We start from the raw sequence: 23,673 nt of genomic DNA on the forward strand, positions 1-23,673 counted from the left end.
TATAAGCGGTGTTAATTGAATTATCAATACAAGTAGTGTGTTAAAAATAAAGAGAGATAATGTTTAGAGTAATAACCAAAAGATTAACTAGGTCAAATCGTTAAGAAAAGATTATTGTTCGATTTTTAAATCAATTTATTAACTACGGATTGAAAATAACATGTTTAGATTAGACCAGTCGGTTAACTAAGCTAGTGAATTGAGATAATAGATGCGCGCAAGAAAAGCTCTTTATGTATTAGCTCATTTATCAAACTTGTATTGAAAAATAAACTTACTATGGTAAGTATCATTTATCCATTTTTATTAACGTAACAAACGATAAGGATGACCGGCGCTATGAGTGAGATTGCCAAAGAGATTAGACCTATCAATATTGAAGATGAAATGCGTAATTCCTATTTGGATTATGCTATGTCTGTCATTATTGGACGTGCATTACCAGATGTGAGAGATGGATTAAAACCAGTACATCGGCGTGCACTTTTCTCAATGCATGAATCTGGTTATGATTGGAATAAAGCCTACCGTAAATCAGCTAGGGTCGTTGGTGACGTAATTGGTAAATATCATCCCCATGGTGATAGTGCAGTGTATGATACGATTGTACGAATGGCACAACCATTCTCACTACGTTATACCCTAATTGATGGGCAAGGTAACTTTGGATCTGTTGATGGTGATTCACCTGCAGCAATGCGTTATACCGAAGTTCGGATGAAGAAAATCGCTCATGAGCTCTTGGCTGATTTAGATAAAGAAACGGTTGATTTTGTGCCTAACTATGATGGTACAGAGCATATGCCTTCTGTTTTGCCTACACGTGTACCTAATTTGCTTTTAAATGGATCATCTGGTATCGCTGTGGGAATGGCAACTAATATCCCCCCTCATAATTTAACTGAAGTCATTGATGGCTGCCTTGCATTTATTGAAGACGAAGATATTACAGTTGAAGGTCTAATGCATTTTATTCCAGGGCCGGATTTTCCGACCGCCGGTATTATTAACGGTCGGAGAGGAATTGTTGATGCGTATAGAACAGGGCGAGGTAAGGTTTCAATTCGCGCTAAAGCAGAAGTAGAAGTTGACGAAAAAACTGGACGTGAAACTATTATTGTTCATGAGATTCCTTATCAGGTTAATAAAGCTCGATTAATCGAAAAAATTGCAGAACTTGTTAAAGAGAAAAAAATTGAAGGTATTACAGGGTTACGTGATGAATCTGATAAAGATGGTATGCGTATCGTTATTGAAGTAAGACGTGATGCAGTTGGGGAAGTAGTACTCAATAATCTCTATTCACAAACCCAAATGCAAACGACATTTGGAATTAATATGGTTGCTTTACATCAAGGTCAACCAAAATTAATGAACTTAAAAGATATTTTAAAAGCGTTTGTGAACCATAGACGTGAAGTTGTAACGCGCAGAACTATCTATGAACTCCGTAAAGCAAGAGAAAGAGCGCATATTTTAGAGGGGCTTGCAATTGCATTAGCAAATATCGATGAAATTATAGAAACTATTCGTAATGCACCCACTCCTGCAGAAGCAAAAATAGCGTTACTTGAAAAAACTTGGGCGTTAGGCCATGTTGCTCAAATGCTTGAAGCCACAGGTGATGATTTAGCAAGACCAGAAGGGTTAGAAGCACAATACGGCATTCATGATGGCCGCTATACGCTCACTGAAGTACAAGCTCAAGCAATTTTAGATTTAAGACTCCATAAATTGACGGGGCTTGAACATGAAAAATTGCTAGAAGAATATAAAGAATTATTGGTTAAAATTGCAGAATTACTTCATATTCTCAATGTACCAGAAAGATTAATGGAAGTTATCCGTGAGGAGCTAGAAGCAATACGCGAACAATACAAAGATGAACGCAGAACTGAAATTACGGATAATACATCTGATATTGATTTAGAAGATTTAATTACTCAAGAAGATGTTGTTGTGACTCTATCCCACCAAGGTTATGTTAAATACCAACCATTAAGTGATTACGATGCTCAAAGACGAGGTGGTAAAGGGAAATCTGCTGCTAATATTAAAGATGAAGATTTTATTGAGAGACTTTTAGTTGCTAACACGCATGATTCCATTTTATGTTTCTCTAGCCGAGGTAAACTCTATTGGTTAAAAGTCTACCAGTTACCTGAAGCAAGTAGAGCTGCAAGAGGTAAACCAATTGTTAACATATTGCCATTAGAACCACAAGAACGGATCACTGCTATTTTGCCTGTACATGAATATACCGAAGGGCTGAATGTATTTATGGCTATGGCAAGTGGTACGGTGAAGAAAACAGCCTTAACAGAATTTAGTAAACCTCGTAAAGGAGGGATTAAAGCTGTAGAACTTGCTGAAGGCGATGAGTTGATTGGTGTAGATTTGACTAATGGTAGCAATGAAATCATGTTATTTTCTTCTGATGGTAAGGTGGTCAGATTCCTTGAAGAAGAGCGTAATGAAGAAGGTGTAATTGTTAAGGGAGTTAGACCTCTTAGTCGAACAGCAAAAGGTGTGCGTGGTATTAAACTAAGAAAAGGTGCTAAGCTGATTTCGTTAATTGTTCCAAAACCTGAAGGGGATATCTTAACGGTAACTGAAAATGGCTTTGGTAAACGAACTCCTCTTGAGCTTTACCCATCAAAAACTAGAGCAACGCAAGGTGTCATTTCAATTAAAGTCAGCGAGCGAAATGGTCAAGTTGTGGGGGCTGTTCAAGTAGTGGCAACCGATGAGATTATGCTTATTACAGATGCAGGAACATTGGTCAGAACACGAGTTGCAGAAGTCAGTCGTGTTGGCAGAAATGCTCAAGGTGTGACATTAATAAGAACCGCAGAAGATGAACATGTTGTTGGATTGCAAAGTGTAGCTGAATCAGAAGAACTGGATGAAGAGACTAAATTAGCAATTCTAGCAAATGAACAACCAGTTGAAATTGATGGTGCCGAAGAATTAGAAGATGAATCAGAAGATATGATCGATGATGAGTCTGATGAATTGAGTGACGATGAATAAGTAAAATTCACATTCCTAGATGAAGGCTGATTAATCAACTTATTCAGCCTTCATTTATCCATAAGTACCTAGCACATAATTGAATCAATTTAAGGCATCGTATACGATGTTCTGTGACTTGTCGGAATATAGAAATGATATTAAAAGCGACTCTTTTAGGTAAACACTTAGCGCAACATCCCTTCCATCAGATTCAACTCCTAGACGCGGGCGTTGAGCTTTCAGGCCCTAAAGAAACACGTATTATCGCTTTCAATCAAATTGTTAGTTTCTCTTGTAAGCGTGGTTTGATTTGGGGAGAAATTGAGTTTATCTTATCACATGAAAATGCAATTAGTTTACATGGTACTGAGTGGCAAGCAACAGTTCAATTTTATGACCAGTTAGTCATAAATTGGCAAGAGTGGAGTAAGGATATTTTAGTTCATGCAACTAAGCATCTTGAAAAACAAATTTTATCAATTAATGCATTGAGTAACCGTGATTGTTGGTTACCTCAAAAAGAATTTATTCGATTAGCAAAAGAGTTAGACAATACTTATGAGTCCCTCCCTTTTCCTGAAGAAAGAATTGGAGAATTTAAGGCCTTAAGTGAATTAGATTATCTATTACAGCAATGGCAGCATGAGGGTATTGAAAGATGGCATGAGCACAATAATGAATGGGCTATAAAAATACGACATACTCATGCAAATTTTTTTGAAAGATTTCCATTTATATTAGATCCATCACAATTTTACGTTGTTCTGCAGCAAGAGCCTAGTATGCTCGTACTAGGCTCTGCGGGAAGTGGTAAATCGACAGCTTTAATAGCAAGAGCATCTTGGCTCTTATATCAGCATGAGCTAGCATTAGATACATTACAACCGCTTTTTTTACCACTTTTGCCAGATGATATTTTATTAATGGCTGCTGATAGTCCATCTAAACAAAGATTAGAGTTGATTCGTCGTACATTTAACGACAGAACGGTTAATCAATTAGACTTAAAAACCCCATATGAGCTAGCATTTTACCTATTAAAACAAACGAGCAAAAAAACGCTGAATCTTTTTTCATTATTAAACGATACTGAAGAGCGTGAAAAATGGTTACTTCAAACGTGGCAGCACCTATGTTCGACTAAAAAACCATTCGCAAAATTATGGCGCAATTGGTTAAGCAATCAATACGAATGGGAAATTATTGCTGGGGATTTTTGGTTAGAACCTGATATTGCAATAAGAATGGGAGCAAGATTAGACAGATGGCTTAAACATTTAAGATTTGAAAAGGCTAATAAAACAGCTAATGATGCATTGATTGTACTGGAAAAATCTAAACAAAGCCACTCAAGCGCTGCCCATGAAGCAAGTCAACAATCAGATATCAATGAAAAAAACGAATTAGCAGTTGCAAATGATATCCCTGATCATGCATTGTTAGCACCAGACGAAGCACAAGTGATTGCTGAAAGAAAATTATTTGCACCATTACTAAAAGCTTGGAAAGATAAAATAAAATCTGAACAGGCAATTGATGAGCCAGATGCACTTATTCAGGCACTTAAAGCTGTTGGGCGGGCTAAATTTGTGACACCTTGGCGCCATATACTGATTGATACATATCAAGAATTTTCTTTATTAGCCAGGTTATTGCTTAAAGGGTTGAAAGAGAAATCTGCTGGTGGCCATTTTCTTTATTGCGCAGATGATGCTCAAATTTTAACAGTTGGGCAAACTCCTGCTGGCATTGATGAGCTTATCGAAGAGGCAAAATTAAAACCAGAAGAAAATGTTGTTTATGAACTCGAGCACGACTATCGTTTATCACCTGATATTCGTAAATTGACTGATACTTTTATTAACCAAAATCCAAATCAGCAAATCAAGCCTTATCTCGTTATAGATGACAAACCATCGAAATTAGGGGCATTTGCAGTTAAATTGATGGCACCAAAACATCAAAATGCGATTTACACAAGTCCTGATATTAATGTGCTTGATTTATTAGATAAACTTAGCGGATTTGCACCAAAGTCAAGTCAGGTTTTATTTACCGCTCAGTACCTTTATCAAATCCCTGAAATAATTATCAGTCTTAAATCTAGATGGCCACATCTTAATTTTATTTTTAAACCGTTTAATCAATTACATGGAGTTGAGTCAGATTTTACTTTTGTTTTCGGACTTCAGCAATTTGGCGATAGTTTCCCTGCATTTATTCGTGATACAGCACTTGAAAAACATTTGTTACCTATTATGGAATCATTTTTAGATGCTGAAATGAGGCGTTGGATGTATGTTGCGATGACAAGGGCAAAGTACAGCACTTGGTTATTGCATGATATAGAAAAACCTTCCATATTTATCAATGAATTAAATGGTTACGGGGCAAAACAAATTAAGTAGTTGATATTTTTTACAACTGTATCGTTAGTATATTTAACGTTGGATTTATTTTTTAATAAAGGGGATTGTTAGATATTATTAGCATTAAAATAAGATCTAAAGACAGGCTAAATAATAGATAACATACCCATAACCTGGTTCAGTTTGCAATTTTTCACTAAAAAACTATTAGAATGAGTTAGTTGAAGCTAATCTAATCTGAGTAATAATCTCATTGCTAAGATAGCTTGAAATCAAAGAAAGGGGAGGGCAAGGGGATAGTAGCTGTGCAATAGAAGTCATTTGCATACCTATCAACCCACAAGGATTAATGATATCAAAAGGGGATAAATCCATATCAACATTTAAGGCTAATCCATGCATAGTATAACCTCGACTCACCCTAAGCCCAAGTGAAGCTATTTTACACTCTTGTTTTATCTCTGATGTTTTGACTGAATCCTTAATTTGCACTATCTTATTATAAGTAGCATTAGCGAGAGTAGTACCAAATGGTGCGTCAATATAAGGGTTAAGCTTATCGACATATACACCAGGGGCGTCTTGCCTAGAATAAGCTTTAATGCCCACAGATGCTAATGTGATTATCAAGCTGTTTTCAAGTATTGAAACAAATTGCCTAATACTTAATTTGTATCTTTTCAAATCGATTAGTGGATAGATAATAAGTTGACCAGGCCCATGGTATGTTATTTGGCCACCGCGATCGCTTTGAACTATTTCAATATCAGTATGGCCTATGATATGTTCTGCTTTGCCAGCTCTACCTTGAGTGAAAACACCCAGATGCTCAACAATCCAAATTTCATCTAACGTATCTTCTTGACGGTTAGCTGTAAATTCATGCATCGCTTTATCTGTCACATTATAATGTAAGGTACCAAGTTGCTTTATTAAAACTGGCACATTCGATACTAGGCTATTCATAATGCTACTCGCGATGATGATTTTTTGTATAAGATAAAATTAACTTTTATGCATTTTAAAACAAATTAATAAAAGACTTTAGTATGAGTTTACTAGAGAACCAATTTAACACCTTCAATTGCACCGAGTTCTTCATATAGCATTTCTATTTCTTCAATTTTAGTCGCTCTAATCATAACTGATACAGACTGATAATTACCTTTACCACTAGGTTTAACAATAGGTTGATAGTCACCTGGTACGTGTTTTTGTACGATAGCCATGACATTATCAACTAGTGCAGGCGATGCAACTCCCATTATTTTAAATGGAAAATCACATGGAAATTCGAGTAAATGTTCTAAGTTTGTTTTCATATTTAATATCACAGATTAATAAATTAATTGGGGAGATGAGAGGGGGAATTTCCATTCATCAAATAATACGCGACTATTATCTGATGAATGACATAATTTCTCAAGCATGAATTCAAATGATTAACTCAAATCTTGGTTAATCCTAAGCGTTGAGGCGTTTAGCAAGTTGAAGTTTTTTATAGGCAGATATCAATGAACGATGTGATTCAAAACTTAGCGCAGTTAATTGAGTTTGTCCATTAATGCTTAGACCATAAAAAGGTTCGCTACCATTCATTGCTTGTATTGCAGCATCAAAAATAGATTGTCCATACATTTTAATAAAAATTGGGTAATAATCAATGGCATTTCTGTCTTGCTCTTGTGTTAGTAACAAAAGGTTATGCAAGCAGCGATAATAAGTTACTCGCTCTTTACTGAAAACTGACTGATTAAAATCTAGAGTCCATTCAACCCACATCAAAGCATTCTCAAAGTCACCTATAGTTAGGTAAAGCATTGCTTTAAGCTCGCCAACTCTCAGTGTATACCAAGGAGTAGCTGGGCCAGTGGCAATACCTAATAGCTCTCGAATTCTGATAGTTTCATCTAAATCTAATTCATATAATGTATTAATTAATGATTCAGCCTCATCCTGCGTGATTGGAGTTGACGCAAGTGATAATAATTGATTTCGAAGATGTATGCCCATTGTGTTATTTGCATAAATCAGATCTTCAGGTTGATAAACTTCAGATAATCCAGGGACTATCAATCTGCAAGCAGTGACTCCTAAATGGTTATACTCCATGCTATATATATCAGAGCCAAGTTCATTAACAAGTTTAGTTAGATTGATAAGCTCTTCTTCAGTTGAACCACTAAAGTTCCATTCTATAAATGGGTAATCAGATTTAGATTTGAATAAATCCCATGAAATAACACCACTTGAATCAATAAAGTGAGTCTCTAAGTTCGCAGCATCCCCAACCTCCTCATCATCAAATGTTGGTGCAGGGAAAACATCTAACGAATTTAAACTTCTACCCTGTAGTAGCTCTGTTACAGCTCTTTCATAGGCAACTTCGAATTTAGGGTGAGCACCAAATGATGCAAAACAACTTCCGTTTTCAGGGTTAAGTAAGACAACGGCAATAACAGGGAATTTTCCACCTAATGATGAATCAAATCTATAGATGGGGAAACCTTCAGCTTCTAAAGTGGAAATTGCCTCATATATTTTAGGAAAGCGCTGTGTTACTTCATCCGGAATGGAAGGTAGAGTAATTCTCTCTCTAATCACTCGGTTTTTAACGTACCGTTCAAATACTTCAGATAGCGCTTGTACTTTTGCTTCATTGAAACTGTTACCAGCAGCCATACCGTTTGATACATATAAATTACCAATTATATTCATCGGAATAAAAATTGTTTTACCATCTAACTGACGAGTGAAAGGCAGGGCACAAATCCCCCTTTCAGGAAGACTAGACTGCATATCAATCAAGTCATACGGATTGAGTTCCTTATCAGGGTCGTACCATTCATACAACCTTTCATCTAAGAGCCCCTCTGGTAGAGTTGTATCATTTAAAATTGGGAACCATTTTTCAGATGGGTAATGGACAAAAGGGCTATTTGCTATTTCTTCACCTAGATAAAAATCCGCAAAAAAATAGTTAGTTGACAGTCTTTCAAAAAATTCACCTAGTGCACTAGCAAGCGCTGCTTTTTTCGTTGCTCCTTTGCCATTTGTAAAACATAACGCACATTCTTTATCTTTTATATGGACAGACCAGACATTTGGTACAGGATTAAGCCAAGAAGCTTCTTCAATATTGAATCCTAACTTGGATAGTTGAGCTTGGAAAAAATCAATTGAATCTTCAAGAGCAGCATCTTTGCCAGGAATATAAGTTTTTTGCATTAAAAATTCCAATAAAATCAGTGATTGGTGGGAGATAGAATATGCCTATTTTTTTGATGAAGGCAACATTCTAATCAATGTATTATCTCGTTTTATATAGTGATGAAAAAGCGCTGCAAATGCATGAAGCCCAATCATTATCATAAGAATAATTGCTATTATCTCATGAATTTCCCTGAGGGTATAAGAAAAAGTCTCATCTATAGTTACGAAGGGTTCAATGGGTATACCTAAGAACGTCCAAGTTCTTCCATCATAAGCTCTTGTGATAAGCCCTAATATTGGTTGGATTAAAAATAAAAGATATAAACTATCATGCATAGCACGAGATGCAATCTGTTGTTTTCTATTAAGGGGAGGCTCAATAGGCGGAGCTTTAAAAATAATTCTAAGGAATAACCTAAATGCTATTACTAACCAAATAAACACGCCAAGATTAAAATGAGCGTTCTTTAGCATTGTTCTAATAGGCCCATGAAACCAGTCACTTATATAGATTGTTGCGAAAACAGCAATAACGAGTATCAGTGTTAACCAGTGAAGTGAAATTTGAATTTTAGTATATTTAGTTCTCAAAAGTTTCTCCTTTAAATATTAAAAATATCACTTCCCTGTGATAAATTCTAATTTATATCAGTAACTAACTGTATTATAATTTTATTCCTAGCTCTTGCCTGATAAATGCCCCTGAACCAAGAAGTCCTGTTTGAGGGTGCGTTATCAGAAATACGGGTATCTTTTCCATGTATTCGCTAAATCGACCTTTATCTTCAAATCCTTTTCTAAAATCAGATTGTTCAAAAAAAGATAAGAAACGGGGGACTATTCCTCCTGCTAAGTAAATCCCGCCGAATGCCCCTAAAGTCAATGCTAGATTACCACCAAAACGGCCAAGTAAAATACAAAAATTTTCAAGGGTTCGTTGACAAATTTTGCATGACTGACTTAAGGCACGTTCAGTAATGTCTTTTGGTTCTAACTGTTCAGGGGTGATATTTTGCATTTCACATAGTGCGTTATATATATTCACTAATCCCATACCAGATAAAATCCGCTCTGCTGAAACACGTCCTTGATAGAATTTACGCGTATAGTTTAAAATGGCTATTTCTTCATCATTAGATGGGGAAAATTCAACATGACCGCCTTCTGCAGGGAAGGTCACCCATTTACCATCTGCAGGGATAAGATAAGACACACCCAGCCCAGTTCCAGCCCCATACACTCCAATTGGTTTATCTTTATGAGCAGCTTGTCCACCAAATTGAATGACATCTTTATCTGATAACATCGGAATAGCCATGGAAACAGCAGTGAAATCATTTATCATAAAGAGCGATGTAAAACCGAATCTATTTTTAACCTCAGTAATAGAAAATGACCAATGATTATTTGTCATGCTAATTTTATCGCTAGTAATAGCTGTCGCTATCGCAAGACATCCCTTATCAATTTTGATATTTGAAGGGGTAGCGTGTTTAGCTAGGTAAATCTCGATAACAGATTCAATACCTGGATAATCAGCTGTAGGGTAATTTTCAATTTGACTTATCTCACCTGTTGCAAAGTCACATAGCCCAAGCCTTGCATTAGTTCCACCTATATCTCCAACTAATAATTTTATTGAAACAGACATAAAAATATCCTCATTAAGTGAATAATAAAATGAATTAATTATCTACCATTATAGACTAGATTACTATCAGGTGTGTTATTCAATTAGCATTTATTGATAAGCATATTTAAAATGTATTTTAAACATGCAATAAAAAAAGCCATGGAAGTGTTGCTTCCAGGCTTTGAGCTTTTGAGGTGGGGATTGTGTTAATCTATAGTGTTTAACATTATTTTAATGCAGATTGAACACCTTTTGCATAATTAGGGTCTATTTTTTCAAATAAAGCTAATTGCCTTGTAATAATGTGTTCTGGTACTCCTTTCATTGATGCGGCGATATTATTATATAGTCTTGATTTTTCTGCATCACTGAAAAGTTGATACAATGCCCTTGGTTGTGAAAAATCATCATTTCCTAATCTGTGATCATACCTATCTGCATCGCCCGAAATTTTTAAAGCCGGCTCTTTAAACTGAGCATTTTGCTGAGCTCCGCCAACAGAATTAGGCTCATAATAGGCATCCACATGGCCTGTCAATTTACCTGCTTCATGAGCAAAAAAATTCATCGAACCATCTTTATGGTAATGGTGAACAGGGCATTTTGGTGCGTTTACTGGCAGCGCTTCATAATGAGTACCAAGACGATAACGGTGTGCATCTGCATAGCTAAATATGCGGGCTTGTAACATTTTATCTGGTGAAAAGCCAATACCTGGTACAACGTTACTTGGAGAAAATGCAGCTTGTTCGATCTGTGCAAAATAGTTTTGAGGATTTTTATTTAGTTCAATTACCCCAACTTCGATTAAGGGATAGTCGCTGTGTGGCCAAACTTTTGTTAAATCAAATGGATTATATGATGTTTTTTCAGCATCACTTTCAGGCATAATCTGGACATAAACAGTCCATTTAGGGAAATCTTTTGATTCAATTGCACCAAATAAATCTTCTTGGTAACTCTCACGTGTTTTACCAATTACAGCTTCTGCTTCTTCATTAGTTAATGTTTTGTGTCCTTGTTGTGTTTTAAAATGGAATTTGACCCAAAATCGTTCTGCATTTGCATTCCAAAAACTATATGTATGCGATCCGTATCCATTCATAAAGCGTGGGCTGACCGGAATACCTCTATCACTCATTAAAATTGTAATTTGATGAAGTGATTCAGGAGACAAACTCCAAAAATCCCAAGCTGCTGTCGCACTCCTTAAATGTGAGACAGGATGGCGTTTTTGAGTATGAATAAAATCAGGAAATTTTAGAGGATCACGAATAAAAAATACGGGTGTATTGTTGCCAACGATATCCCAGTTACCTTCTTCCGTATAAAATTTTAACGCAAATCCACGCACATCTCTTTCAGCATCAGCAGCACCTAATTCGCCTGCTACGGTAGAAAATCTTGCAAGCATATCAATTTTTTTGCCAACTTGGCTAAATATTTTAGCGCAGCTATAAGCAGAAATATCCTTTGTTACGGTAAATGTACCAAACGCCCCCCAACCCTTAGCATGAACAACACGTTCAGGAATTCGTTCGCGGTTTTGATGTGCTAATTTCTCAATTAATTGCCAATCTTGCATAAGTAGTGGCCCATTTGCTCCAGCAGTTAAGCTATTTTGGTTATCTGCAATTGGTGAGCCTGCCGTTGTGGTCATAACGGGGCATGTTACTTTTTTATCCATAAATACGCTCCATAGGTTAATACTTTGATTTAATATACATTATTTAGCTGTTATGTCACAATTACTTCAATATTCATTCACGCTAAAAACAGTGTAATGAACTTAAATGAAAAAGACATGACAGTTTATAAAAGTCATGACACTTATCAATAATTGTTGCTATTTTAATTATTTCATTAAAATTATATTCGATTTTGTTGGTGATAAAATTGAGATATTTAATGAATAACATAATCAACCTTAAAGCATGATACAGTTTAATACCAATCAATTTTAGCAATTAAGTTGATAGATAGAAGATACATAAGCAGAACCTTGTGGTAAATCGTTAGATATGACTATTTTGTAAATATGCACACTAAAGCATATTTTGCACGTTTCAAATCAGTAAATATGCAGTTGAATGAATATTGTTTAAAAATAAAATATTAGATTATTTGTCTAGAGTTTAAATGAATGATGATATATTTTTATTCGTTTTTTTTACAGAGTATATTTAAGCGTTTACTAAGTGAATAATTTTTAAGGTATTGTTATATTTAAATAAAATAAAACTACAAATCATTATAAACTTTTATGGAATTTGATGACTATTTTACAGTAGCTTAAGTATCATTACCTATACAGTGCACTAAAATGTTATACCATAAAATTTACTTAGTTTCATTATCTCTGAGCTCTCTATCTATTTAGGGTTGTAGATTCCTATTTAATTTTTGTTATTGAACTAATAGTATTTGTATTATTATTTTTTATTTTTATATGATTGATTTTTAAAAGGATGATTTGATTTTCTGTCAAGGAGACACCTATGCCGTATTTATTATTTTTGAACAATAATTATATTAAGCGTATTCGCTTTATCCTAATTGTGCTGATATCAGCAATATTGTTTATTTCAGTTTGTGCTCAGGCGGCAACTTATACTGGTAGAATTGGTAACGAAGAAATTATTTTGGAATTAACGGATGATGAACGTGAACCTGAAATTAGCTATATTGGTAGATATTTTAAACAAAAATTATTAGTGGATATGCCTGTAATAGGCATTGAAAATCAAGAAGAACTCAAGCTATTTGAAGGGTTTGAACGTACTGATTCTTCAACCTATATTCAATTACTATATCAAGATGCAGGATTCATTGGCAAACGAATAGAAACTAGCACCTTACCAACAAATGAACAACCTGTATATCTTCATAAAATACAGTATATAGTAACAAGCCCTTCAGATTCGGATTATTTACTTGAGCTTTCAGTCGAAAATCCATACGAATATTTAAGGCAGAAAAAGTTTCAGTTCAAGGAAATAGATTACCAATCAATGCAGATGAATTATAATAAAAGAAATCATCTTCCTTTGATTTTACCGGATAATTTAAAACATTCATTTGTTTGGTTTAATGAATCGATATCAGGATTTGATTTTTTTAAGTTAGTAATTGATGATGAAAATAAAGGTAATTTAATCGTTCAAAATAATGCAGAGCAAAACACTGATACAATAGCACCAAATATTGAAAATGCAGATAATAAAATTAACTCTGAGCTAGAGATTATCTTTAGAAGGATGCTAGCAGATTTTGCAACTTGTTTTCATTATGAAGAGTATTCAACTACCATGATGCCGGTTTTTTTAAGTGATAAATTCCTAAGCATTCAGCTAGAAACTCATATGGATTGTGGTGGAGCACACCCTGTAGAAATAATAAAGGGAATAACGTTTAATCGAAGAACAGGTAATAGGATGACTTTAACGGAGTTATTAAATTTTGCTGAGCCTAGTGCAATAGCCCCTTGGGCCGTGGAACAAATAAAAACTCACCATCAAGTACATCTTTCGGATACTGAATGTGATTACCAAAAAGCGTCTAATTGGGAATGGATGGATGAATCTGGCTGGGCATTAACTCCAGATGGATTGATGCTAATCCCAGAGGGTTTTCCAGAATATCAGCGATCTTGCAAATTTATTAACTGGGCAATTATTCCATTTGATTCTCTGAATATTGATATGCATTAAACCAAAAATTTATCATAAAATATCAATTATCAGATAGATAAATTAATTCGGAGAAATTTTAAAATATTAAGTTTTTCTGTCTCCTAATTCCTTAATTATATTGCATTATAATGATTTTAATTAGGATGCAATATGAGACAAAATAGTATCTTCTCTGAGAATAATACTGACATTATCCTCTCTCCTTTAAGAGGCCTATCTCTCCAGTGTAACCATACCCCGAACTGTGTCTTAAATCTTCTATCTAAAATTAGAAAAATGATTGCAATCAATGAAATTGAATATGTACAGTACATTAAGCCTAATTTAGATAAGCTAGTTGACTATTTATCTTTTCTTCCAAGTTCTGAGTTACACCACCATGCCTACGAATATGGACTTTTAATACATAGTTTAGAAGTGGGGTATTATACGTTGGTGCTTGCTGAGGAACATCTATTTGCCATTACAGGATCACCGAAAGAGAAAAAGGAGTTGGATTTAAAGTGGAGAGTTGCAGCCTTGTTCGCTGGGTTATTGCATGATATGGGAAGAGTTTTAACAGATTTTAAAATCACTTGCCAAGACAAAAATATTCATTGGAATCCGTATGAGTGCTCATTTAAAGATTGGCTAGCACAATATGGAGTTGTGAACTATTGTGTCAAATGGCAAAAAGAACGATTTAAACAGCATGAAGCTTTTGGAGTGGTAGGGATGAATTTAGTTTTATCACCTGTCACTATGTCTTGGCTTTCAAGCAGTAACCAAGAAATTATTTTAGCTTTAACTACAGCACTATCATATGGTGATAAAAAAAGTCGTTTGTCAAAACTAGTGATTAAAGCAGATCAATTAAGTGTTGAAGCTGATTTGAAAAAGCATAATCGAAATTTTGCTAATGGCTCTGAAACTCCAACTATTCTAATTTTAAAACAATTAATGCGAACATTTGTTCAAGAAGGTATTTGGACTTTAAATCAAAAGGGCGCAAGGCTATGGGTGTGTAGAAGTAGAAAAGGAGATAAAGCAGAACTCTATTTGGTTTGGCGTCAAGCTATTTCAGAGATGATTGCTAGGGCCTCAAAATTGCAGTTAACAGGTTTAAATTTAGATGAAAATTCACTTCTTGACTTATTTATTACCGGAGACATTGTTTCACTTGATTTAACCAGAGATGGTTTTTTTAAACTTGCGCCAAAATGTTTAACTCAAACAAATAAATCTATATTTTTGAATATGGTAAAAATAAATGATCCAGCTTGGTTAATAGAACATCTTGAAAATTGGCAGGAAGACTTAACTACTTTTGAGAATTGTTTTGATTGTGTTAATGCCCCCCTTTTAGAAAAAAACAGGACGCAGGAAGAAGTTGATGCCAGCCAATTGACAGAACTGGCTAATAATATCTCTGATAATGATAACAGTCAGCCTACGATGTTTTCAAATTTAAATTCGTCATCTGATGAAGCCAAATCTCAGCGAAAGACAACAAATAAAATCTTTAACACTATTCTGACTAAGTTAAGCACTGAATGGATAATACTAATCAAAGAGGATGAAGATGGGCTTTATCTGAATTTACATGAGCTTAGACAAATTAATCAGACATCAGGGATAAGTGATAGTGATTTAATTAGTGCGTTAATGGAACATAAACTTTGTCAATTTGAGCCTAATGGTCAGATTAGAATTCTTATGACGTTGACCGAATTAATTTTGAACAACAAAACATAGGGGAATGTATTTTGGTTGCTATAAATAATACTTTTAGTTTGGATGAATAATGAAATTAAAAACTGATTATCAGATGCCATGGCGGCCAATATATGAAGGTTATCTCCTAATTATTTGGGGGAGCAGCATTTTAGCGTTTTTCAGCTTAAGCTTCAATTCCAGACTGCCTAAGTTTATTTTTTTCTTAGGGATGGGATATGCCCTCATCATGTTTTTAATTACCCTTCCAGGTGCAAGGTCAATGTGGGTTCTACAAAAAGGCATCTCTGGCAAAAAATTAACCTTTACGACGCTATCTGCAGTGAAATTGATTATGAAGTCCACACCGAATAGCTTATGGTTAGGGTATGGGTTTGAATGGACAGCTGCTCATACACAAAAACTGATAGATTATCAAAGATATCAATTAAAGCATGATCTTACACGTAAAATGCCATCTGATGCATTTGGTTCTAACTGGATACATGGCCTAAATTTAGGCGATGATGCGATTTATCAACCCTTAGCGCATACAGAAGGACACACGCTTATTGTCGGAACGACAGGCGCTGGAAAAACCCGTTGCTTTGATACGCTGATTACCCAGGCTATTTTGAGAAATGAAGCTGTAATTATTATTGATCCTAAAGGTGACAAGGAGCTTTGTGATAACGCAAAACGAGCATGTATAGCAAGTGGGGATTTAGGGAGATTTGTTTTTTTTCATCCCGGTTTTCCAGAAATATCTGCAAGAATTAATCCACTGCGTAATTTTAATCGAGGAACTGAAATCGCAAGTCGTATTGCTGCACTAATTCCGTCTGAAACGGGCGCTGATCCATTTAAAGCATTTGGGCAAATGGCCTTAAATAACATCGTACAAGGTCTATTAATTATTGGTAGAAAGCCTGATTTAAAAACGCTTCGGTACTATTTAGAAAGTGGGCCTGATGAATTAGTCATTGAGGCAGTTAGTGCATGGTGCTTAATTAGTTTTAAGCAATTTGAAGTGGATTTTACCAATTTACAAGCTAAAGCCAACCGCAACGCATATAAATTAGCTCATTATTTGTATGACTATTATTTTATACATATCCAATCAATAGCACCAAATAGTGATCTTGAAGGATTATTGAGTATGTTCAAGCATGATAAAACTCACTATTCTAAGATGGTAGCTTCGTTAATGCCAATTTTAAATATGTTGACCTCAAGTGAATTAGGGCCATTGCTTTCACCTGAACGCTCTGATCCTGATATTAATATTACGCTTACTGATAGCGCAAGAATCATTCAAACTGCTAGTGTGGCGTATATTGGACTTGATTCCTTGACTGATGCAATGGTTGGTAGCGCTATTGGTTCTTTAATATTATCTGATTTAACTGCGGTATCGGGTGACCGCTACAATTATGGTATCGATAATCAGCCTGTTAATATCTTTATAGATGAAGCTGCTGAAGTGATTAATGATCCTTTTATTCAATTATTAAACAAAGGTAGAGGGGCAAAAATGCGTTGTATTATAGCGACACAAACCTTTTCTGATTTTGCTGCTAGGACCGGTAGTGAAGCAAAAGCAAGGCAAGTATTAGGTAATATCAATAACTTAATAGTATTTAGAGTGATGGATGCGCAAACTCAGCAGTATGTGACAGAGAATCTGCCCAAAGTCAGAGTTAATACAGTTGTTCGTGACCAAGGTGGTAGTACAAAAGGGGATGATCTAATGGAATATAGTGGCAGTTACGCAGAACGATTAATGGAAGAAGAAATGGAGATTTTTCCATCAGCTATGTTAGGACAATTACCTAATTTAGAATATTTAGCTATGATTTCAGGAGGAAGGCTTATCAAAGGACGATTACCTATTTTGGTGGCAGATAACCTTCAGATGAAAAAATGAAGCATCCTCTTTGGTTAATTTTATTGATTTTAGGCGCGGAGCTTATCATTATTTTGGTGTTTATTTCTTATGATTGGCATAACGAAATTGGTAAGGCTCAATGGCAACGTGATTATGGTTTTTATGGGAATGAGACGCTTAGTTTTACAAGTGAGCGAGGAAATATATTTTATAATCAGATTTTTATTGAAAGTCATGTGAAATTTGAAGTGACTCATTTTTTGCTTCCCACTGAATTAGAAAAATTAAAATCAAGAGGAATGAGTAGCTTAGGAGATGTTTGGTTTGATTGGATAGAAAATAGACTAGCCGCATTATTCAGTGCACTAGAAAATATTATCCAGCGAATGAGTTTATTGCTACTGTGGTGGCCGGTATGGGTGATCATTTTAATCAGTGCCATCACAAGTGGATATATTAAATTAAAAATAGGTCAATCTAATTTTAGTTACTCAAGCCCAACGATTCATCGGTATGGATTCAAATCAGCACTTATATTATTTTTTATGGCTATCTTATTAATTATTATTCCAATAGCTATTTATCCATGGTTAGTTCCTTTACTTATCTCATGCGGTTGCGGACTATTAGGGAGCGTTATTGCAAACAGGCAAAAGAAAATATAGTCAATTATCAGTTTTTATGTCCGTGTTAGTTTTTAACTGCTCCTATCACCTCACGACTGTTACGATATTTAACCTAACCAATTTCACGTAAGTCAATTCGATGATTAGATTGTTCTATTTTACAACCGTAAGTAAATTGTTATGAAAGACGAATCTAATTTTCCTACTTATACTTTCACTATTGCTTTTCAAGTCAATAAGTATGCCATGATCACTTAATAAGATTACCTCGGTTAGTATTTCTTATTGGCAAGGTAAAAAGTTCGTTTGCATTACAACCTCATAACCAACTCTAAAAAAACCATCAATTGGCAACATAGCAACTTCCATAATTTGACCAGCTTGTTCAGCAGTTAAAGGTGGTAAAGTAAATGTATTAAATCCATTCACTTGATTAGGATGGCGAGTGGAAGTAAATGGGTCTATGAGATCATAGGCTAATCCTTTGGGTGCAAACTCATATGGCGAAAAATTTCTTTTGAAAGCGGCATTGTCACCACTACCGGGACTAAAAGTATAATTCACAGTGATTATTTCGCCAGTGCCAAATTTGCCATGCAAATATAAATTTTGAATAGAAGGCGGATCACCATTTAAACTTTTTTGAGAGCTTACACTAGGACTATTCATTGGCCCACCTGCGGATTGGCAATTTGGATTAGTTTCAGGAATTAAATCTTCCTTATTATCTTCCGGTGGCGTTACCACAGTTTCATCAGGTGGAGTTTGATCCGTCTCGTCAGGTGGCATTACCACAGTTTCATCAGGTGGAGTTTGAACCGTCTCGTCAGGTGGCATTACCGCAGTTTCATCAGGTGGAGTTTGATCCGTCTCGTCAGGTGGCATTATCGCAGTTTCATCAGGTGGAGTTTGATCCGTCTCGTCAGGTGGCATTACCACAGTTTCCTCGGGTGGAGTTTGAATTGTTTCATCTGGTGGTATCACTGCATTCTCTTCTGGGGGGGGAGATGACTCTATAACTGGAGGGAGTGGTTTTATATTATCCTGGATTAATGGATTAAATTCAATTTCTACAGTATTTGAGATAAGGTCATCAAGTTGTGAATAAATCTGGAATATCCCTGGTGTTTGCGAACTAAAATCTAGCCTGGCTAAGCCCTGATTACTCGTAGCTACGCCAAGAACCATCTCCTCATTTTTAAATTTAATGACAACATCATCAATTAAATAAATGATTCCATCTTTTACTTTAAAAACTTTAACTTCCAAAGTATTTATCTCACCTACTAAAGCATCGGATTTAGTAGAAGAGAGTTCTAATCTTCTAAATGGAACTTCAAGTGTTGGGGGTGTTTTGGTTTGCATTTTTTTTCTTTGATGCAAACTAGTATCAAATTGGGCCAAATCTAATCTTTGCGATTTAAGAGATTGATATTTTGGTAGGTTTTCTGGATCTAGCTGTTCAGATAATTTTTCACCAAAACGATAAGTAAGTTGTATATACCCATTAACATCATCTTGCTCAATGTCATAATCCATATTAAATGAAAGCAAAGGTATGGGTTGATAACCTATACCTAGTCTAAATCTTTCAGTTTGTTCTTCGAATTTTGAATATGTTACTCTGCCTAATAAACTCGGTATTTTAGCGGGGCGAGCAGTAAATCCCATATCAAAACCATCTGCAGTTTTACCCAAATAATCCCCATTCAGCCTCCAGCTATCTAATCCAAAATATTGATTAGCTTTAAAGTTGTATGTTTCATTAGACGCTTCAAACCCTATGCTTAGTTGTTGGTTATGATCGTCATTAGTGATTAAAAATGAATTGAGACCAAACAGATAATTTTCAGCTTCAGCTCTATGCCCAAAACCTAAGTAATAAGCATCATTTGTGACGCCTGCTTGAGTAAATGTTGTGTAATTATCACCTTGTTTTAATGGAATCAATAATTCTATGTTTTTCTCATTTCCCACTCTAATCTGTGTTGTCCCATCAAATGAATAAGTCATCGGAATGTAAAATATCGTGCATAATCCTATCTTTGCAATTAGATGGTGTGTGGATTTTATCTTTAATTTCATATCATAATTCTCTTAAAGTTTTTGATATCTTATAATGCAAATTGATGGCTTAAAACACGCTGTACCAAGAATAACAAGACTATTACACACCAGTGAGTTCTGATTATGACTTATTTTAAATACTTGATCGCGATAAAGTAATACGTGTTTATACTAAAAGCATCTTAATGATTGCTGCTAGTGCATTCTATGCTGTATGTTTTTTTTAAATAAGTTACTCATAGCCAAGAACAGGAATACCAAGGCATTTATCTATATAGATATCCTGAAGCGCATGGGTTGCTTTTTCAATACCGTTATCAGCGGCAGCTTGATAATATTCTTTTGCTTTTGCATAATCTATTTCAAATTCAGTGCCATATCCTCCACTTGGATATCGACTTGGGTTGTGGTAAATTTCACCTAAATAAAACATTGCTTCGGTATTTTTATTGCTAGCTGATAGCTCAAAATAATGTTTTGCTTTAGGAGATGGATAATATAATTTACCCAATTGAAACTGAGCCTGGTCATTCCATTTAACTGGTTTTGCTATTAATTTAGTGTCTACTGAAGACTGATTTTCATCGCTGCTAAATTGATAACCAAATTTATAATTAGAAATATGTTCATTTGTTATCCCTTTGGCAATTTTTTCATCTAAACAATAATGAGTTATGATGTCTGCTTGTGTTTTTGCTTTAATTAATCCTTGTTTAGCTGCAAGGGAATAATATTCAAGCGCTTTTTTGTATTCTATAGTGTTATTGACATATCCGTATTGATTTAAAATACCTAAAGCCATTTGGGCACCTGCATTATTTTGTTTAAAAGCAAGTTCATAATATTCCTTTGCTTTTTTCATGTCTTGTGTTACACCTTTTCCACTATGGTATAGGCCACCAAGTTCGTATTGAGCTTCGGCATGACCTTGATTTGCGGCAAGTTCAAAAAAAATTTTCGCTTTTTTATAGTCTGGCTTAATCGCTAAATTGCCTTCATAAAATATTTTCCCTAATTTAAATTGCGCGTATTGATTTCCTTGATAAGCAGCGTATTCAAGTACTTTTGCTATTTCTAATTCAGCATGGGCTTTTAGGGCATGTTGATAAAGATCAGTGAATGGGTAGTTTTTATAATTAAGGCAATGATTGGTGATAATATTAAGTTGGTTTTCAGCATTTTTTATGCCAGCGATCGACGCTAATAGTAAATAATGCTTGGCTTTTCTAAAATCTTCCTGAACTCCTAACCCATCTTTATACATCATTCCTACTTCATACTGCGCATAAGCATTTTCTTGTTCAGCTGAGGCCTTAAAATACTCAAATGATTTTAAATAATCAGTTTTCACACCTAGTCCATGTTTGTACATTTTGCCTAGTTCATATTGAGCAATTGAATCACCATGTTTAGCTGATAACTCTAAGTAATCTTTGGCTTTTGAATAATCATTGGTCACACCATTTGCTTTTAAATACATTAAACCTAACCATCTAGAAGCATTTTTATCATCGTTTTGAGACGCTAATTCAAAATAGTGATAGGCAGACGTGAAACTTTGTTCTACACCAGTGCCATAATAATACATTTTTCCAAGTTCAATCATTGCGGCAGTATCCCCAGCTGATGCAGCAAGCTCAAGCAACTCTTTAGCATTCTCATGCGAGCCAATAAATGAAATATCTTCTTCGGAATCTGGTTCAGGCTCATTTTTAAAGTTTAAACAATAATAATTAAGCCAAGCGAGTTCAGTTGCAGCATTTGTGTCACCCGCATCAATTGCTTTTTGATAGTACTCTGCCGCCTTATTAAAATTTTGGTCTACACCTAGTCCATAACGGTATACAGAGCCCAGTACAAGATAGGCTTCTGCAAATCCTTGATTAGAAGCGAGTTCCAAATAATAATTTGCTTTAGCAAAATCTCGTTTCACCCCTGTGGCATTTTTATACATCTTGGCAAGTGCAGTTTGTGCTTCAGGATCGTTTTTAGCTGCCGCTAATTCAAAGTATTCTTTTGCTTTAGTATAATCTCGCATGCGATCGATATAAAAATACTTTCCACCTAGAGAGACTTGTGCAGCAGTATCGCCGCTGAGAGCTTTACGTTCTAGTGCTTGCAAATCATCAGCCATCACGGAATAAGATATCAAAATAATATAGACAGCCAGTAAAATTTTATGCATAAACTTTCTCTTAATGTATAAGCTTTATGTGAAACAGCTTGTAAATATATATCTTTAAGTTGTCAAATTGTAACATTTTTTGCTGTTGCGTTCACTTATAAATCTATACCAGTGCAAAAAAGTTGACCATCACATTTTCTATATAATGAAATTGAAAAAATGTATCGAGAAAACAGTTCATAAACTTAAAAATACAGAGGCTCTTGGAACTAAGCTTGCTATGTTATTAGGAAAAATTCAATCAGATAAAACTAAAACATTTATGGCAATAATGGGACTTGTTTTTGACAATGATTATGATGTTATTGTAGTTCGCACAAAAGGAACTAAAGCTAATAGATCTGTTGAAAAATTAAACAGTAATTAGATTTAGCTGTTGTATAATTCAATAATTACAGACTGCTAGTAGGTAAATTAATGTAAAATTAATTGTCGATTTATGTGTATATAGTGATATTATTGGTGATGTATTTCAAAATGTTTTTTTGTGCTTTTTAGCTTATATTTTAGTAAGCTTGCATTAAGTAGAAACAATGCTGAATCAACGCATGTTGTTACTTCAATATAAAATGGTTAATAAAACCTTGATTTCTATGTATCGTAAGACTTAATACTGTTTAGATTTATTTTCTTGTATTGTCTTAATTAACACAATAAACCATAAAAAGAATAATTCGCATCATATAATTCATGCTAACACCAGGATAGCATTACTTAGATTATTTAGTCATTGTACATACTGCAGCTTATTTTATGCTGTAGGGGTTTCTGTCGTGGCTGATATATGAGTTAGGCTGCTAATCTGGTAATACTTTAACAAGGATTACCTTATCTTATGCTATATATTTTTAATACCAATCACGGGCGTACTGTTGCTAATATTGCCCTTGCCTCTCAACTATTCCAATTCATTTTTATACCCATTGCTTCAGCAGTTGAACAAACTAACGAACATGCAACAGCTACAGTTAGCAATTATGCTCAAACTCAAGCCGTTAATGGCCTTGAAGCTTGGCTAAATCAATACGGAAATTCCCGTATCAAAACACATTATGATTTCGATGCTGAAAAATTTGATGATTCGTTGATTGATATGTTGTTTGCACTTAAAGATAATGGGTCTGATGTCACCTTTACCCAATTTGGTTACCGTCATTATGATAATCGTAATACTGTCAATCTTGGTTTAGGCTATCGTCAATTAGATGAACACTATTTATGGGGCGTTAATGCATTTTATGACCGTGACCTAACCGGTCAAAATGACCGTGTTAGCCTAGGTGGTGAATACTT

General features: G+C 34.9%; 16 protein-coding genes. 8 read left to right on the forward strand and 8 right to left on the reverse strand.

From position 1 onward, the window contains the following. Nucleotides 1–339: 339 nt before the first annotated feature. Nucleotides 340–3,033 (forward strand): DNA topoisomerase (ATP-hydrolyzing) subunit A, encoded by a 2,694-nt coding sequence (gene gyrA / locus BMW37_RS10530; protein ID WP_093320733.1) that lies wholly within the window; start codon nucleotides 340–342, stop codon nucleotides 3,031–3,033. A gap of 134 nt (nucleotides 3,034–3,167) precedes the next feature. After that, on the forward strand, nucleotides 3,168–5,423 hold the full coding sequence (locus BMW37_RS10535; RefSeq protein WP_093320736.1) for a UvrD-helicase domain-containing protein: 2,256 nt from the start codon (nucleotides 3,168–3,170) through the stop codon (nucleotides 5,421–5,423). Nucleotides 5,424–5,591: 168 nt separating this feature from the next. Here the strand turns inward: BMW37_RS10535 and lipB are convergent, their stop codons facing one another. From lipB to BMW37_RS10565, 6 genes are all read right to left on the reverse strand, one after another. Continuing rightward, on the reverse strand, nucleotides 5,592–6,350 hold the full coding sequence (gene lipB / locus BMW37_RS10540) for a lipoyl(octanoyl) transferase LipB (protein ID WP_218139524.1): 759 nt from the start codon (nucleotides 6,348–6,350) through the stop codon (nucleotides 5,592–5,594). 92 nt (nucleotides 6,351–6,442) lie between these two features. Then, nucleotides 6,443–6,706 carry a DUF493 family protein YbeD gene (gene ybeD, locus BMW37_RS10545; RefSeq protein WP_093320738.1) on the reverse strand — a complete coding sequence of 88 codons (264 nt, stop codon included), beginning with the start codon at nucleotides 6,704–6,706 and terminating at the stop codon, nucleotides 6,443–6,445. Between the two features lie 142 nt (nucleotides 6,707–6,848). Beyond that, a complete protein-coding gene (gene ycaO, locus BMW37_RS10550) occupies nucleotides 6,849–8,612 on the reverse strand; it encodes a 30S ribosomal protein S12 methylthiotransferase accessory factor YcaO (protein WP_093320741.1) in 1,764 nt (587 codons plus the stop codon). A 45-nt stretch (nucleotides 8,613–8,657) separates the two neighbouring features. Continuing rightward, the gene (locus BMW37_RS10555) at nucleotides 8,658–9,188 is read right to left on the reverse strand and encodes a cytochrome b (RefSeq protein WP_093320743.1); all 531 of its coding nucleotides are present in this window, start codon (nucleotides 9,186–9,188) and stop codon (nucleotides 8,658–8,660) included. Between the two features lie 73 nt (nucleotides 9,189–9,261). Then, complete coding sequence (locus BMW37_RS10560; RefSeq protein WP_093320746.1) at nucleotides 9,262–10,248, reverse strand: glucokinase; 987 nt, start codon at nucleotides 10,246–10,248, stop codon at nucleotides 9,262–9,264. 208 nt (nucleotides 10,249–10,456) lie between these two features. Further along, nucleotides 10,457–11,917 carry a catalase gene (locus BMW37_RS10565; RefSeq protein ID WP_093320748.1) on the reverse strand — a complete coding sequence of 487 codons (1,461 nt, stop codon included), beginning with the start codon at nucleotides 11,915–11,917 and terminating at the stop codon, nucleotides 10,457–10,459. A gap of 811 nt (nucleotides 11,918–12,728) precedes the next feature. Between BMW37_RS10565 and BMW37_RS10570 the strand changes: the two genes are divergently transcribed. The 4 genes from BMW37_RS10570 to BMW37_RS10585 all read left to right on the forward strand — a co-directional run bounded on the left by BMW37_RS10570 (nucleotide 12,729) and on the right by BMW37_RS10585 (nucleotide 18,167). Then, entirely contained in the window at nucleotides 12,729–13,940 is a 1,212-nt protein-coding gene (locus BMW37_RS10570; RefSeq protein ID WP_093320751.1) for a hypothetical protein, read from the forward strand. A gap of 132 nt (nucleotides 13,941–14,072) precedes the next feature. Continuing rightward, entirely contained in the window at nucleotides 14,073–15,656 is a 1,584-nt protein-coding gene (gene mobH, locus BMW37_RS10575) for a MobH family relaxase (RefSeq protein ID WP_093320753.1), read from the forward strand. A 49-nt stretch (nucleotides 15,657–15,705) separates the two neighbouring features. Further along, on the forward strand, nucleotides 15,706–17,541 hold the full coding sequence (gene traD, locus BMW37_RS10580; protein WP_093320757.1) for a conjugative transfer system coupling protein TraD: 1,836 nt from the start codon (nucleotides 15,706–15,708) through the stop codon (nucleotides 17,539–17,541). Further along, nucleotides 17,538–18,167 carry an IncC plasmid conjugative DNA transfer DtrJ family protein gene (locus tag BMW37_RS10585; protein ID WP_093320760.1) on the forward strand — a complete coding sequence of 210 codons (630 nt, stop codon included), beginning with the start codon at nucleotides 17,538–17,540 and terminating at the stop codon, nucleotides 18,165–18,167. Before traD ends, BMW37_RS10585 begins: the two co-directional genes overlap by 4 nt. 243 nt (nucleotides 18,168–18,410) lie before the next feature. Here BMW37_RS10585 and BMW37_RS10590 read toward each other — a convergent pair whose 3' ends face one another. After that, nucleotides 18,411–20,213 carry an inverse autotransporter beta domain-containing protein gene (locus tag BMW37_RS10590; RefSeq protein ID WP_093320763.1) on the reverse strand — a complete coding sequence of 601 codons (1,803 nt, stop codon included), beginning with the start codon at nucleotides 20,211–20,213 and terminating at the stop codon, nucleotides 18,411–18,413. Between the two features lie 214 nt (nucleotides 20,214–20,427). After that, nucleotides 20,428–22,380, reverse strand: a complete 1,953-nt coding sequence (locus tag BMW37_RS10595; protein WP_093320766.1) for a tetratricopeptide repeat protein — start codon at nucleotides 22,378–22,380, stop codon at nucleotides 20,428–20,430. A gap of 220 nt (nucleotides 22,381–22,600) precedes the next feature. On the opposite strand from BMW37_RS10595, the gene BMW37_RS15155 reads away from it, so the two are divergent. Together BMW37_RS15155 and BMW37_RS10605 are read left to right on the forward strand one after the other, a co-directional pair. Further along, nucleotides 22,601–22,747 carry a hypothetical protein gene (locus tag BMW37_RS15155; RefSeq protein ID WP_218139525.1) on the forward strand — a complete coding sequence of 49 codons (147 nt, stop codon included), beginning with the start codon at nucleotides 22,601–22,603 and terminating at the stop codon, nucleotides 22,745–22,747. Nucleotides 22,748–23,215: 468 nt separating this feature from the next. Continuing rightward, on the forward strand, nucleotides 23,216–23,673 hold a 458-nt coding region (locus BMW37_RS10605; RefSeq protein ID WP_177168647.1), incomplete at its 3' end, for an inverse autotransporter beta domain-containing protein.

The organism is Thorsellia anophelis DSM 18579 (assembly GCF_900111395.1).
Lineage (GTDB): Bacteria > Pseudomonadota > Gammaproteobacteria > Enterobacterales > Thorselliaceae > Thorsellia > Thorsellia anophelis.